Source organism: Proteus sp. fly-1008, assembly GCF_040140305.1.
GTDB lineage: Bacteria > Pseudomonadota > Gammaproteobacteria > Enterobacterales > Enterobacteriaceae > Proteus > Proteus vulgaris_B.
Genome location: NZ_JBEEWH010000012.1, coordinates 83,980 through 98,098, shown reverse-complemented (window position 1 = coordinate 98,098; position 14,119 = coordinate 83,980). Strand labels below are relative to the sequence as shown.

Genomic DNA, 14,119 nt, shown 5'->3' with positions numbered 1-14,119 from the left:
CTGAAAAAATTGAAATCGTTATACTATTTATAATACATCATTATGATAACACGAGGTTAACAATTGTTGCTTAGAAATATGTGGCATTTCATTTTAAATTCATATTTTAAAATTTATCTCCAAGACTTATGAAAATATTTTAATCAATTAAAATTGAGTGAAAATAACAAGTTAAGCTTAACTTTAACGTTTTTTACTTATTATATTTTTAATACAAATTAAAGAAATACCATAACACTTTATTTGATTAATTAATGAATTAAACATCATTTTTTATTTAAGAAAAGTCTTAAATAATTCAGCATAATAACCAAAAACAGAGCCGAGCTTTAATATTACTCATTTATTCTTAATGATAAAATTATATTTACTATTGTCTTATTGAACTTTAGAGTTACTGGTTATTTTTGATATAAACAGATAAATCATCTAGTCATTTATGCTGAGATTATTTATATTATTTAGATATTCTCATTTAATTATTTAATTTGAAAGAAAAAACAGATAAAAAACCCTCATATTATATGAGGGTTTAAAAAGATAACTTTTGCCTTACTTGCAAAGCAAAAGATAAATTAATGAAGTTTTAGCTTAGGTCTGATCACTCTGTTGATAGAACCAACCAACATCATAAGCCCTGTTTTGATATAACCATGTAATGCAATTTGATGCATTCGATATAAAGAGATGTAAACAATCCGAGCAATCCTCCCTTCGATCATCATGTCACCTTTCATCAGATTGCCCATTAAACTTCCTACTGTACTAAATTTAGAAAGAGAAACTAATGAACCGTGGTCAGTAAACACATAATCTTTTAACGGCTTATTTTTTAACATTGCAATAATATTGCTATAACAGCGACTCGCCATTTGATGTGCCGATTGTGCTCTTGGTGGAACAAAGCCACCTTCTTTACGAGGACATGATGCACAGTCACCAATAGCAAAAATCGATTCATCTAAAGATGTTTGCAAAGTCGGCTTAACAACCAATTGATTAATACGATTGGTTTCTAGCCCTGCGATCTCTTTCATAAAATCAGGTGCTTTAATACCTGCTGCCCACACCATTAAGTCAGCATCAATATGCTCACCTTCTTTAGTGTTTAATCCACCTTCATCTGCACTTGTGACCATAGTTTTGGTCATGACTCGCACACCTAATTTTGTTAATTCATGATGTGCTGCGCTCGAAATACGTACTGGTAATGCAGGAAGAATTCGCTCTCCCGCTTCAACTAAAGTGATATTTAATGCAGAAGGCGCTAGTTTTTTTAATCCATAACTATTTAATTGGCGCACTGCATTGTGTAGTTCAGCAGAAAGTTCAACTCCCGTTGCACCACCACCAACAATAGCGATATTCACTTTGCGATCTTCAGCTTGTGCATTAGCATCAGCTGAATATTTCAAGAATAAATTCAGCATTTCATTATGGAAACGATGGGCTTGTTGTGGGCTATCTAAGAAAATACAGTTTTCTTTAATGCCTGGAGTACCAAAATCATTCGATTTACTGCCTAATGCCATGACTAAAATATCATAATCAAGCGTGCGTTCAGGGACGAGCAATTCTTGGCCTTCATCATAGATAGCCGCTAATGTAATATTTTTTTGTTCACGATCAAGGCCCATAAGTGAGCCTAATTGGAAGTTAAAATGATGGTTGTAACCATGAGCTAAATAACTTAGTGCATCAACTCCATCGTCTAAAGAGCCTGTCGCTACTTCATGTAATAACGGTTTCCATAAATGGCTATTATTACGATCGACTAAGGTGATTTCTGCTTTTTTGTTGCGGCCTAATTTATTGCCTAATTTTGTCGCAAGTTCCAAGCCACCAGCGCCACCACCGACAATAACAATTTTTGTTAATGACATTTAACGTCACTCCATAAAGATATTTACTGTTGTTATTTAAATAGCCTTGGTGAAATCTACTTATATAACGACAGTTAAATCGTTTCGGCTGTTATTTTTGTTCTTAAACAAAGTAATTGGAAAGATGGTCATACCAAAGTTGATTTATATCAAAAATAGTTGAATATTCATATCTCTTTTTTGAAGAAATCGACGATAACGTACCTTTATTTGATGATTAAACAACCACCAGAAAGATATACATAATGGATTTTTAAATAAATACAAAAAGTTAGAGCATAAAAAGAGACATTAGTGTAATAAAACAGGCTTTGATCATTAGCTGATGAAAATCTCATCTTAAAACAATTGTTCTAAAGTTGAAGGAAGTAAGAAAGAGATAAAAATCTTAGACGGGTAAAAATAAAAATGGATGGAAAACCACCCATTTTTTAGAAACGATTTTAATCTTATTTTTTGCTATAAAATGCTTTAATTTTAAATAGATGCTCAGAGAGACTCTTAAATTTATGCATCTGCACTTCATCCCAAATCACAGAATAATAAGGTGATAATTCATCAGCAGAACGCTGATTATCTAAGATCTCATCATTGCGAGATAAAATCACTAAAGCATTATCTTTGTTTTTAGAACGAAAATCTTTAATGCATTTCGTTGCTATATCTAAATATTCTTCAGGCCTGTCGATCTTATCAGTCATATTTTCATAAGGAAAAAGATTAGGATTAATCATTACCTGACGAATATTACATAAGAAACCAATACGCTCTGCCCAATATCCCCCTAACCCAACACCGCAAATTAATACGGGCTCTTTAGTGGACTTAATCACTTTATCCGTTTCTTTCAGTAAATGTTGCATATCATGACGAGGATGCAAGGTACTGTAGCTTAGAAAACGAACGTCAGGATCAATAAACTGTAGCTGTAAAACTTTCTCATGATTTCCAGGACTTGTGGAATCAAAACCATGTAAATATATAATCATGCGCGCTCCTGCCATTGCTCCTGTAATTGGGTCAGCAACTGATTCGCTTTTTTCCAGCGATCAGAAGTTTGTAGCTCACTCAATGTGTAACGACCACGGTGATGGTACAATGTGGAAATACGTTCTGCTTTGACTGAGGACAGGTTATCTAACACACTCACAGCCCCTTTTCGGTTATTACACACTAAAAGCATATCACAACCCGCATCAAGGGAGCGCTGTGCTCTTTCTGCATAACTACCCATAATAGCAGCACCTTCCATGGATAAATCATCAGAGAAAATAACGCCTTGGAAGCCAAGTTGTTCTCGTAGAATTGATTTCAACCAGTAGGATGAACCACTTGCTGGGCGATCATCAACCTGAGAATAAATAACATGAGCCGGCATAATCGCATCTAATAACTGGCGTTGAATAAAGTCTTTGAAAATAGACATATCACGTTGGCGAATATCATTTAAAGAGCGATCGTCACGAGGTGTTTCTTTATGAGAGTCAGCCCTTACCGCGCCGTGGCCAGGAAAGTGTTTACCTGTTGATTTCATGCCCGCAGAGCGCATACCTTTAATAAAGCTCTCTGCCATTGTCATGGCAATCTCAGGTGAATCATGGAAAGAACGCTCACCAATCGCAATACAGTTATGACCTAAGTCGAGCACAGGTGCAAAACTGATATCAATATCCATGGCAATCATTTCTGATGCCATTAACCACCCAGCTTCTTGTGCTAAATGGCTAGCTTGATAACTTTCATTTAATGCTGCATAGGATTGTGCCGCGGGTATCCGTGTAAAACCATCTCGAAAACGTTGTACCCGTCCACCTTCTTGGTCAACGGCAATCACTAGGCGTTCATGAGATGCATCACGAATTTGACGAACTAATTCATTTAATTGTTCAGCATCGTGGAAGTTGCGGGTAAAAAGGATTAATCCGCCGACAAGAGGATGCTTTAAAATTTCACGCTCTTCACTATCGAGTTCATATCCTTCAACATCAAGCATTACTGGACCCATAACATTCCTCTCTTTGTAATTGTGACAAGATAATGTCTTTAACTCGTCAGACTAAAATAACGACGTAAAGGTTCAGACATTATTAAAAATGATCCATTTTTTGTTTGTTGCCAACGAACTTCATACCACATTAGCATCATATAAAAAATAAATGGTTCTCTTGAAAGAATACGCTTTCTTAACTCTCTGACAGAATAAGAGTAAACCTCTTTTTGCTCTGTATAATGACTATGATACGAACAATAATAATCTAAAAATGCCGTTTGTTGCATTTCATCTAATTGATTAGTGGCAAAGAACGTCATTAATGAATCAGCAGTATCAATATCAGCCGCATATTCCCAATCGATAAATTTTATACCTGAATCACTAAGAAGAATATTCTCAACGTGCAAATCCATGTGAGCTGGCGCGTATTTTATGAGATTGCATCGCGGTTGGTGTAAAAAATGTTGTTGTAAGCGTAACCATTTAGCGGATAACCGTTTTCTATCGATTTGTTGCCAATAAAGGGATAACTCATGGTTTAAATTAAGAGGAAAACCAAATGGTGTTTGCTGATGTAACGTTGCTATTTTTTCAGCTAATGGCTTTAAATAGACACTAAAAAGTGATTGATGGGTAAGGTGCTCACCGGATAACCAATGAAGAAAAAACCATTCTCCATGGCGTGTTGCAACTTCAGGGGATAAATCAAGACCCGCCAGTTGTTTTAAAATGGCGTATTCTTTTCTTCCGTGTACATAAAGTTCTTTTCTTTCATTTCCGTAGTAGCGAGCAATCCAATCAATATCAGCACATTGCACACGAAAAGACCCACCACCTAATCCTGTTAATGCCGTTATTCTCCATTTACTTAATGCCGTTGCAGGGAAAAGTGTTTGCAAGGCATTAAGTAAACTTGAGTCATACCGATCACTCAACCTTGTTGCGTCCATTCCAAAGAATTTCGCCAGAAGAAACTGACATTAATTGCATACTAATAACGCGGTTATCTTTTTTGCCATCAACAGTTGAGAATAAAATATAATCTGCTTTTAAATTCCGCGCTAACCCAATAGCAGCACTACGAAGACCTAAACTGTCCTCTCCTGATAAGCCGAGCGCTTTTCGTGCTGACATCATTTGTGCATAAGGTACTGTTTGTAATGAACTAATACTATTAACTGATTCTATAATTGCATTGGTTGCATTTACTGCTTGGATATTTCCACCTGAATTATTTTTGACATTATCAATGACAATTAATTTACCCGTTTCTAAATCGTCAGTAACCGCCATCTCTCTAATTAAAGGAGTTACCACATTATTCCAATTAATACTGGTGATTTTAGGTGGTGTTGGTACTACTTCAATTGGTGGCTCTATCGGTTTAGGAGGCTCTACAGGCTCTGTCGGCGTTACTGGCTCTACAGGCACAGGAGGTTGTTGTGGCAACATAGACGGACAACCTGCTAATAAAAACACAGACATCGCCACAAATAGAAGTCTTTTCATACTCGCGTTACCTTATCCTAAGTAAAAAGATAAACTCTGACATAACTAATGGTTTTATCTGGAACATCAGCGCTAATTTCCGTATCTCCATCACCAAGAATAGTCACATCATTTACATGTCCAGCAGGGGATACTTCAAGCCCTTGTTCGTTATACCAGTAAAAGCGATAGCGAATTGAAACAGGGTAAGATTGTGTATTTGATAGCATAACTGTCGCTCTTGTGCCGTTAGTATGGTGTTCAAGGATCGGTTGTCCTGCCACAATTCCCACAGCTAAGACCGAAGGCTCCATAATAATAGCCTGCTGCCGATTAAAATAGAGTTTATTATCTGAATGAGATGATAAACACCCAGAGAGCAATGTCGTCATACACATAGCGATAAGTAATGAGTAAATAGCCTTACTTTGTCTTATCATGTATTACTTCCTGTTATCTCGCTTTTAGCATCATATCGATCATTGACTTAATAATGGCCCTAATGGTTTTCCACCTAATAAATGCATGTGAATATGGAAAACTTCTTGTCCACCATGTTTATTACAGTTCATCACTAGGCGATAACCATCTTCAGCAATACCTTCTTGTTGAGCTATTTTTGCAGCAACAACAAATAGGTGTCCTAACACTTGTTCATCTTCAACAGTAACATCATTTACCGTAGGGATAAGTTTATTAGGAATAATCAAAATATGTGTGGGTGCTTGTGGCGAAATATCACGAAATGCAGTGACTGTATCATCTTGAAAAACAATATTAGCCGGAATTTCACCACGAATAATTTTACTGAAAATTGTTTCTTCTGCCATTACCATCACCTTATTATTTATTTTAATTCCTGATTAATTCAATTAAGCAGGTAAGTTTTGAATATGAAAGAGCTTAGCAAAATTGCGCGTTGTTTGTTGTGCTAACTCCTCGACACTCACCCCTTTTAATACAGCCATATATTCTGCAACGTCACGAACATAAGCGGGTTGATTTTCTTTGCCGCGATGAGGAACTGGCGCTAAATATGGGGAATCTGTTTCAACTAAAATTCTATCAAGAGGAACAATACGTGCAGCTTCTCTAATTTGTTCCGCATTTCTAAATGTCACAATACCTGAAAAAGAGATATACATTCCAAGGTCGAGCAATGCTGTTGCCGTTTCTTTATCTTCAGTAAAGCAATGCAATACACCACCACAATCTTGCACATTCTCTTCTTTTAAAATCGATAACGTATCTTCACGTGCGCTACGTGTATGCACGATAACGGGTTTGTTAACTTGTCTGCCAATACGGATATGCTCACGGAAAATTTCACGTTGTAATGCTGCATTTTCTTGTTGGTAATAGTAATCCAGACCTGTTTCACCTAAAGCCACAACATCAGGTGCAGCAGCTAAGCGCGTTAATTCTTCAACATCGTAGCCTTCGTCTAAATTCAAGGGATGAATACCACAAGAGAATGCAATATTGTCACGTTTGCCGATAAGTTCACGCATATTTTTGAAACCTGGCAAAGTTGTTGCTACAGCTAACATATATTGAACATCACGCTGCTGTGCTTTTTCGACAACATCATCAATATTTTCATGTAGTTTTTCATAATCTAAGCTGTCGAGATGGCAGTGTGAATCAACTAAAAACATAACGTACTCTCATTTATCTGGTATGACTTATAGGTGTTTTTTATTACGGCTAGATCACAATTAATTTTATGTTGCTAATTAATGTTGTGTTACTAACTGATTTTCCCAATCTAGTAACTGTTCTGCTAGTAATAACTCTTTATTTAAGGCTGGAATGGTCATTAGCTGATAACGACACTGTTTCCATCCATCAATAATGGCTAACACAATATTTGAAGGCGATTGTGATAACGCCATAATTAAAGGTTGTTGATCTTGGTTGATACAATAAGCTTGTGCATTTGTTTGATACTTTAATGCATCGAGTAAAAGCGATAACAACCAATACAAGCGACGATCTACATTATCTTGATTTAGCTGTGGAAGAAACCCAAATAAATCATGCCGTTGTAAACTTGAATATAACGCTTGGCAAAAAGTTTCTCTTTCTTGCCATTCATCTTTCAATAATGAAAGTGCCGCTATTGGTGCATTCTGTGACAAATTTAACGCAGTTACACTATTAGCGTAAGAGACATTCGGCAACTGCTGTTGTATCCAATGGGTAGCGTGCTGATGATCAGGCGAGGCTAAATGGTAATAAAAACAGCGGCTACGCAATGTAGCTAACAAAACTTCAGGTTGCTGGCAATTAAGTAAAAAATACGTATTTTTAGGAGGCTCTTCTAACGTTTTGAGTAATGCATTTGCCGCAGCCTCAGTTAAGGCTTCAACCTCTTTGATCCAAACAACTCTTGCACCGCTTTGCTGAGCATGTTGTTCCAGTTTTTCTGTCACTTTTCTAACGGCTTCTACGCCAATAGATGTCTTGCCCTTTTCATTTTGCAAAAGATGCCAATCAGGATGTGTTTCGGCAAGCATCAAGCGGCAACTATGGCACTCATTACAGCTTTTTAATCCCTGTTTATTCTGACACATTAACCAACGGCTTAATCCATAAGAGAGAGCATCTGCTCCCATTCCTTCGGTCGCATGTAAAAGCAAAGCATGATGACCACGCCCTTCTTGATACATGCTAATAAGTTGCCGATATGCCTGATTTAGCCAAGGATACCAATTCATAATACTTTATTTTCCTGCTGGACTAACCATGTAGTGAGTGCTTGGCGAATATCCGCTTGAACTTTATCGATAGTTTGAGATGCATCTATTGTAATAATAGAGTCATCACCTTTGGTTAATGCCTGATAACGTTCACGTGTGCGATAAAAAAAGTCCATTGACTCTTTTTCAATTCGGTCTAATTCACCTCTAGCGCGTGCTCTTGCAAGCCCTATAGCTGGATCTAAATCAAGATATAACGTTAAGTCTGGGCGAAAATCACCAAGAACCGTATTGCGAAGTGACAGCATAAGATCTTTATCTAAGCCACGACCACCGCCTTGATAGGCTTGTGAAGAAAGATCGTGTCTATCGCCAATCACCCATTTACCTTCGGCTAACGCTGGTTTTATCACGTTTTCAACGAGCTGAACACGTGCTGCATATAGCATTAACAGTTCCGCTTTATCGGTAACTTTCTCACCCTCAATGCCTTGTTTAATAAGCTCTCGTAATTTTTCAGCAAGTGGGGTGCCTCCCGGTTCTCGGGTAAATGCTAAGTTGGTGATGTCTTTTTCTTTTAACGTATTAATAACGGTTTGAATTGCGCTCGTTTTTCCAGCGCCTTCTAATCCTTCAATTACAATAAATTTACTGTTATTCATAATTATCTTTGTTGTAAGCGTCGATATTGTGCGACAGCTTTATTATGTTCATTAAGTGTGGTTGAAAATTTATGACCACCCGTTCCATCCGCAACAAAATAGAGATAACGTGTATCCGCTGGATGTGCAGCGGCTCTGATTGAAGCAACACTAGGCATCGCAATTGGTGTTGGTGGCAATCCATCGATTTGATACGTGTTATAAGGGGTATAACCATTTAAATCACTGCGATAAATTGTACCTCTGTATTTATCACCTAAGCCATAAATCACGGTAGGATCGGTCTGTAATCTCATATTTGTTTTTAGTCGATTAATAAATACCGACGCGACTTTTGTTCTTTCTGCATCAATCCCCGTCTCTTTTTCAATAATTGATGCCATGATAAGCATTTCATAAGCCGATTTATACGGTAGGTCACTATCGCGTTTAATCCACTCTTCTTCTAATGTTTTTTCCATTTGTTGGTAGGCGCGCTTTAAAATTGCGACATCTGTTGTACCTGCCGTGTAATGGTATGTATCTGGTGCAAACCAACCTTCTAGGTTAGTAATTTCAGGTTTTATTCCTATTTCTTCACGTAATTTATCGCTATCCATTGTATGTGCGACAGTCATAAGTTGCGGAGCTTGTTCAAAAATAGATTGCCAGTCTTGTAAACGACTACCTTCAATAAAACGGATCGTAAATTGAGCCTCTTTACCACTTTTGATCAATAATAAAACATCACGCAAAGACATACCTTTTGTTAAACGATATGTACCTGCTTTAAATTGGCTAAGCTCTGGTTTTACTTTTAGCAAAATTTGAAAATAATCGCCTTGGTTAAGTAGATTATTTTTTATTAGCAGTTGTTCCATGGCTACGCGCCCTGTTCCTGCTGGTACGGTGAGTAACATTTCATCTTGCTTTATAACAACATTTTCTTCTAAGCCACGAATATGTTGCATCATATACAACGCAATTGCACCAATACTAATTAATAAGGCAAAAAAAACTATCCATACTATTTTTTTTATCTTCATTTATAACTCATCAAATTCTATTTAAGTGACAAACTGTGTTGTAAAACAACATGATAATACTCTCTACTCGAATACTGATAGCACTTATCATCCGAGAAAGTGATACTTGAAACAGGAAGTACAGGCATTAAGCTATTTGTTAACCAAACTTCATCTGCTTGATAAAGCGTTTCCGGCTTCTCTCTCACAATAACAATTTTCCAATTCAATTTTTGTGCTAATTGAATAATTGATTGGCGCATAATGCCATTTACACCAGAATCCGTCAGATCCGGTGTGAAAAGTGTATTCCCTTTACGCCAAAAAAGATTTGCCGCATTTGCTTCAACTAAATATCCTTCATTATCACATACTAAAACATCATCAAATTCTGTTTTTTCTAAATGGTGCTTAATAAGAACCTGCTCTAAACGATTTAGGTGCTTAATTCCCGCCAATTGTGGGTTTTTTCCTAAAGTAACAGGACTGATCGCCAGAGATATACCTTCAGTTTGCTGGTGGGAATAATGGGTAGGATAGGATGACAATGAGGTTATAACTGTTGGCGTAATAAATCCATTTGAAGAATAACCACGGCCACCACAACCACGACTAATAATAATTTTAATAACACCTTTCGCTTGAGTGTCAGAAGCGATATCTATAATGTGCTTTTTTAAATCAGGCCAATTTGGATGAGGTAGAAAAAGTGCCTCACAGCCTTGTTTTAAACGATTAAGGTGTGCGGATAGCATGGAAGGCTTGCCCTGCTCTATTGCTAGGGTAGTAAAACAGCCATCGCCAAACTGTACTGCTCTGTCACTTGCATCTACATTTTGTTGCTGTTGTCCATTTACCCAATGCATCTAACACATCCTAAATCTATGTTATTGATATCAATCTGCACATGATAAAACAACTGGCAGTAAAAGGACAAAAATAAAAGACCCAGAATAATCCTGGGTCTTTAAGTATATTTCAACTTTCTGCAAAAAACGGTTTAAACGCGCTTAAAGAGAATTGAACCATTAGTGCCACCAAAGCCAAATGAGTTACACAGAGCATATTCCATGTTCTCAACTTTACGTGCTTTATGTGGAACAAAATCAAGATGACAATTTTCGTCTTGATTATCAAGGTTAATTGTTGGAGGTACGATTTGATCACGTAGCGAAAGAATAGTAAAGATAGACTCAATAGCTCCAGCAGCGCCTAATAAATGGCCTGTCATAGATTTTGTTGAGCTAACTAATACATCTGTGCCTTTACCAAATACGTTTTCTACTGCTTGTGCTTCAGCAACATCACCCGCATTCGTTGATGTACCATGTGCGTTGATATACCCCACTTGAGATGCATCAATACCCGCATCTTTTAGTGCGTTTGTCATCGCTAGCGCACCGCCTTCGCCATTTTCTGCTGGTGAAGTCATGTGATAAGCATCGCTGCTCATACCAAAACCTACCACTTCAGCATAGATTTTAGCGCCACGTTTTTTAGCGTGTTCGTATTCTTCAAGAACAAGAACACCCGCGCCATCACCTAACACGAAACCATCACGATCTTTATCCCACGGACGGCTAGCCGCTTGAGGGTTATCGTTCCGTGTTGATAATGCACGAACTGCACCAAAGCCACCTAAACCTAATGGAGTAGTTGCTTTTTCGGCACCACCTGCGAGCATTGCATCTGCATCGCCATAAGCAATAATACGTGCAGCGTGACCAATATTATGGACACCTGATGTACATGCTGTTGCAATAGAGATTGTAGGGCCACGAAGACCATACATAATGCTTAAATGTCCTGCAACCATGTTAATGATGGTTGAAGGTACAAAGAATGGGCTAATTTTACGAGGGCCACCATTTGTCATTGACGTATGGTTTTCTTCGATAAGGCCTAAGCCACCAATACCAGAACCAATAGCAGCTCCGATACGACTTGCATTGGCTTCTGTTACTTCAAGACCTGAATCCGCAATGGCTTGCACACCTGCCGCAATACCATATTGAATGAAAAGATCCATCTTGCGCGCGTCTTTACGCGAAAGATTATAATCTTCATGATTGAAATCTTTTACCAATCCTGCGAATTTAGTCGCATGATGACTGGTGTCAAAATCTTCGATAAGGCCGATACCACTCTGTCCGGCACACACGGCTTCCCAAGAAGCTGTTGCGTTATTACCGACAGGAGATAACATGCCTAGTCCGGTCACAACTACACGACGCTTAGACACGCTTATCCTCCAAGGAGGGAAAAAGTTTAGGATTAAAAATATAGGCGGTCGAGTGACCGCCTAGATTAGCAAGCTTATTTACCTGCGTTTTCAACGTAATCAATAGCAGCTTGAACTGTAGTAATTTTTTCTGCTTCTTCGTCTGGGATTTCGATATCGAATTCTTCTTCCAGAGCCATTACCAGCTCAACTGTGTCAAGAGAATCAGCGCCTAAGTCATCAACAAATGAAGCTGAATTTACAACTTCTTCCTCTTTAACACCCAGTTGTTCAACAATGATTTTCTTAACGCGTTCGTCGATAGTGCTCATACTATTAAATTTCCTATCAAAACTCGCTTGCGCGATGATTTTCTTAGTTTATAAATACAGGAAAAGATCTAACCAATCCCGACTGTGTGGACTACTTTATTCGCTATATTTTGCATTATATTGTACGCAAAAAGCAAATATAAAGACGTCCCCATAATTAGATCATGTACATGCCACCATTGACATGCAATGTTTCACCCGTGATATAGCTCGCTTCATCAGAAGCTAAGAAAGCTACAGCACTGGCAATCTCTTTGGCATCACCTAAACGGTTAGCAGGAACTTGAGATAAAATACCTGCTCTTTGGTCATCTGTTAATGCTCTTGTCATATCAGTTTCGATAAAACCAGGTGCAACAACATTTACCGTAATGCCTCGGGAAGCAACTTCGCGTGCTAATGATTTACTAAAACCAATCACACCCGCTTTTGCCGCCGCGTAGTTTGCCTGTCCTGCGTTACCCATGGTTCCAACAACAGAACCAATGGTAATTATACGACCATAACGTTTTTTCATCATAGCACGCATAACAGCTTTAGACAGACGGAAGACTGATGAAAGATTTGTGTTGATGATATCTTGCCACTCATCATCTTTCATGCGCATCAACAGGTTATCACGAGTAATACCTGCATTATTGACCAAAATATCAATTTCGCCAAATTCAGCACGCACTTCAGCTAAAAATTTTTCGATAGAGTCGTTTTCTGTGACATTTAACACAAAACCCTTACCTTTATCGCTTAAATATTCGCTGATAGCTTGCGCACCGTTTTCACTCGTTGCAGTACCAATTACGGTCGCACCGCGCGCAACTAAATCCTCTGCAATCGCACGGCCAATGCCACGGCTTGCACCAGTAACTAGCGCTATTTTTCCGTCAAATCCCATGAGATCCCTCAGTCATTTCCTAATGCAACATCTAATGACGCAATATCATTAACTGCTGCAGCGTTCATTTCTTTAGAAATACGTTTAGTTAAACCAGTTAATACTTTTCCTGGACCGATTTCTAATAGTTGTGTGATGCCTTTTTCGGCGATAAGTTCAACCGTTTCAGTCCAACGAACTGGGTTATACAGCTGGCGAACTAACGCATCACGGATAGCATTCGCATCAGTTTGCGCTTTCACATCAACGTTATTAACGACCTGAATTTCAGGTTGTTTAAATTCAATTTCTTGTAATGCAATTGCAAGCTTATCAGCGGCTGGTTTCATTAAAGCACAATGCGAAGGCACACTTACCGCTAATGGCAATGCACGTTTAGCGCCAGCTTCTTTACATAAAACACCAGCACGCTCTACTGCCTCTTTGTTACCTGCGATAACAACTTGGCCTGGTGAATTAAAGTTTACAGGTGAAACAACTTGCCCTTGAGCAGCTTCTTCACATGCTTTTGCAATAGCATCGTTATCTAAACCGATAATCGCATACATTGCACCTGTACCTGCAGGTACAGCTTCTTGCATCAATTGACCGCGCAATTCTACTAATTTAATGGCGGCGGCGAAATCAATAACACCTGCACACACTAAAGCAGAATACTCACCAAGACTGTGACCTGCCATCATTTGTGGCATTTTGCCTTGTTTTTCTTGCCACACACGCCAAACAGCAACGGATGCTGCTAATAATGCTGGCTGTGTCTTCCATGTTTTGTTTAACTCTTCTTCTGGGCCATTTTGAACTAAATCCCACAGAGAGTAACCCAATACATCAGATGCTTGAGCAAATGTTTCAGTCACTATCGGATATTGCTCTGCAAGTTCTGCAAGCATTCCAACAGTTTGCGATCCCTGTCCAGGGAAAACCATTGCAAAATCAGTCATG

Annotated in this window: 16 protein-coding genes; all 16 read right to left on the bottom strand. The window is 38.3% G+C overall.

The features are described from left to right. Window positions 1-575 precede the first annotated feature (575 nt). The 16 genes from ABN256_RS16680 to fabD all read right to left on the bottom strand — a co-directional run bounded on the left by ABN256_RS16680 (window position 576) and on the right by fabD (window position 14,118). Window positions 576-1,883 carry an NAD(P)/FAD-dependent oxidoreductase gene (locus ABN256_RS16680; RefSeq protein ID WP_349439783.1) on the bottom strand — a complete coding sequence of 436 codons (1,308 nt, stop codon included), beginning with the start codon at window positions 1,881-1,883 and terminating at the stop codon, window positions 576-578. 449 nt (window positions 1,884-2,332) lie between these two features. After that, a complete protein-coding gene (ycfP, locus tag ABN256_RS16675) occupies window positions 2,333-2,872 on the bottom strand; it encodes an alpha/beta hydrolase YcfP (protein WP_072069889.1) in 540 nt (179 codons plus the stop codon). Continuing rightward, entirely contained in the window at window positions 2,869-3,888 is a 1,020-nt protein-coding gene (gene nagZ / locus ABN256_RS16670) for a beta-N-acetylhexosaminidase (protein ID WP_072069890.1), read from the bottom strand. The genes ycfP and nagZ overlap by 4 nt, the downstream gene beginning before the upstream one ends. Window positions 3,889-3,926: 38 nt before the next feature. Then, the gene (locus tag ABN256_RS16665; RefSeq protein ID WP_349439782.1) at window positions 3,927-4,826 is read right to left on the bottom strand and encodes a phosphotransferase; all 900 of its coding nucleotides are present in this window, start codon (window positions 4,824-4,826) and stop codon (window positions 3,927-3,929) included. Beyond that, window positions 4,804-5,385 carry a penicillin-binding protein activator LpoB gene (locus tag ABN256_RS16660; RefSeq protein ID WP_196553254.1) on the bottom strand — a complete coding sequence of 194 codons (582 nt, stop codon included), beginning with the start codon at window positions 5,383-5,385 and terminating at the stop codon, window positions 4,804-4,806. The genes ABN256_RS16665 and ABN256_RS16660 overlap by 23 nt, the downstream gene beginning before the upstream one ends. 17 nt (window positions 5,386-5,402) lie before the next feature. Next, entirely contained in the window at window positions 5,403-5,804 is a 402-nt protein-coding gene (locus ABN256_RS16655; protein ID WP_072069893.1) for a YcfL family putative periplasmic lipoprotein, read from the bottom strand. 39 nt (window positions 5,805-5,843) lie between these two features. Further along, entirely contained in the window at window positions 5,844-6,194 is a 351-nt protein-coding gene (hinT, locus tag ABN256_RS16650; RefSeq protein WP_098943364.1) for a purine nucleoside phosphoramidase, read from the bottom strand. Between the two features lie 42 nt (window positions 6,195-6,236). Beyond that, window positions 6,237-7,022 carry a metal-dependent hydrolase gene (locus tag ABN256_RS16645; RefSeq protein ID WP_340896053.1) on the bottom strand — a complete coding sequence of 262 codons (786 nt, stop codon included), beginning with the start codon at window positions 7,020-7,022 and terminating at the stop codon, window positions 6,237-6,239. A gap of 78 nt (window positions 7,023-7,100) precedes the next feature. After that, window positions 7,101-8,084 (bottom strand): DNA polymerase III subunit delta', encoded by a 984-nt coding sequence (gene holB / locus ABN256_RS16640; protein WP_196553256.1) that lies wholly within the window; start codon window positions 8,082-8,084, stop codon window positions 7,101-7,103. Further along, window positions 8,081-8,728 (bottom strand): dTMP kinase, encoded by a 648-nt coding sequence (gene tmk, locus ABN256_RS16635; RefSeq protein WP_196553257.1) that lies wholly within the window; start codon window positions 8,726-8,728, stop codon window positions 8,081-8,083. The genes holB and tmk overlap by 4 nt, the downstream gene beginning before the upstream one ends. A gap of 2 nt (window positions 8,729-8,730) precedes the next feature. Continuing rightward, complete coding sequence (gene mltG / locus ABN256_RS16630; RefSeq protein WP_196553258.1) at window positions 8,731-9,753, bottom strand: endolytic transglycosylase MltG; 1,023 nt, start codon at window positions 9,751-9,753, stop codon at window positions 8,731-8,733. 17 nt (window positions 9,754-9,770) lie between these two features. Then, window positions 9,771-10,598, bottom strand: coding sequence for an aminodeoxychorismate lyase (gene pabC / locus ABN256_RS16625; protein WP_349439780.1), 828 nt, complete (start codon window positions 10,596-10,598; stop codon window positions 9,771-9,773). Window positions 10,599-10,732: 134 nt separating this feature from the next. After that, window positions 10,733-11,974, bottom strand: coding sequence for a beta-ketoacyl-ACP synthase II (gene fabF / locus ABN256_RS16620; RefSeq protein WP_072069900.1), 1,242 nt, complete (start codon window positions 11,972-11,974; stop codon window positions 10,733-10,735). Between the two features lie 74 nt (window positions 11,975-12,048). Then, window positions 12,049-12,285 (bottom strand): acyl carrier protein, encoded by a 237-nt coding sequence (gene acpP / locus ABN256_RS16615; RefSeq protein ID WP_004247087.1) that lies wholly within the window; start codon window positions 12,283-12,285, stop codon window positions 12,049-12,051. Window positions 12,286-12,442: 157 nt separating this feature from the next. Further along, window positions 12,443-13,177, bottom strand: a complete 735-nt coding sequence (gene fabG, locus ABN256_RS16610; RefSeq protein ID WP_115349522.1) for a 3-oxoacyl-ACP reductase FabG — start codon at window positions 13,175-13,177, stop codon at window positions 12,443-12,445. An 8-nt stretch (window positions 13,178-13,185) separates the two neighbouring features. Further along, entirely contained in the window at window positions 13,186-14,118 is a 933-nt protein-coding gene (gene fabD, locus ABN256_RS16605) for an ACP S-malonyltransferase (RefSeq protein ID WP_196553260.1), read from the bottom strand. Window position 14,119: the final 1 nt, after the last annotated feature.

Coding starts and splice junctions, on each gene's coding strand:
- ABN256_RS16680 (WP_349439783.1), bottom strand. CDS start 1,883: ATGTCATTAACAAAAATTGTTATTGTCGGTGGTGGCGCTGGTGGCTTG.
- ycfP (WP_072069889.1), bottom strand. CDS start 2,872: ATGATTATATATTTACATGGTTTTGATTCCACAAGTCCTGGAAATCAT.
- nagZ (WP_072069890.1), bottom strand. CDS start 3,888: ATGGGTCCAGTAATGCTTGATGTTGAAGGATATGAACTCGATAGTGAA.
- ABN256_RS16665 (WP_349439782.1), bottom strand. CDS start 4,826: ATGGACGCAACAAGGTTGAGTGATCGGTATGACTCAAGTTTACTTAAT.
- ABN256_RS16660 (WP_196553254.1), bottom strand. CDS start 5,385: ATGAAAAGACTTCTATTTGTGGCGATGTCTGTGTTTTTATTAGCAGGT.
- ABN256_RS16655 (WP_072069893.1), bottom strand. CDS start 5,804: ATGATAAGACAAAGTAAGGCTATTTACTCATTACTTATCGCTATGTGT.
- hinT (WP_098943364.1), bottom strand. CDS start 6,194: ATGGCAGAAGAAACAATTTTCAGTAAAATTATTCGTGGTGAAATTCCG.
- ABN256_RS16645 (WP_340896053.1), bottom strand. CDS start 7,022: ATGTTTTTAGTTGATTCACACTGCCATCTCGACAGCTTAGATTATGAA.
- holB (WP_196553256.1), bottom strand. CDS start 8,084: ATGAATTGGTATCCTTGGCTAAATCAGGCATATCGGCAACTTATTAGC.
- tmk (WP_196553257.1), bottom strand. CDS start 8,728: ATGAATAACAGTAAATTTATTGTAATTGAAGGATTAGAAGGCGCTGGA.
- mltG (WP_196553258.1), bottom strand. CDS start 9,753: ATGAAGATAAAAAAAATAGTATGGATAGTTTTTTTTGCCTTATTAATT.
- pabC (WP_349439780.1), bottom strand. CDS start 10,598: ATGCATTGGGTAAATGGACAACAGCAACAAAATGTAGATGCAAGTGAC.
- acpP (WP_004247087.1), bottom strand. CDS start 12,285: ATGAGCACTATCGACGAACGCGTTAAGAAAATCATTGTTGAACAACTG.
- fabG (WP_115349522.1), bottom strand. CDS start 13,177: ATGGGATTTGACGGAAAAATAGCGCTAGTTACTGGTGCAAGCCGTGGC.
- fabD (WP_196553260.1), bottom strand. CDS start 14,118: ATGACTGATTTTGCAATGGTTTTCCCTGGACAGGGATCGCAAACTGTT.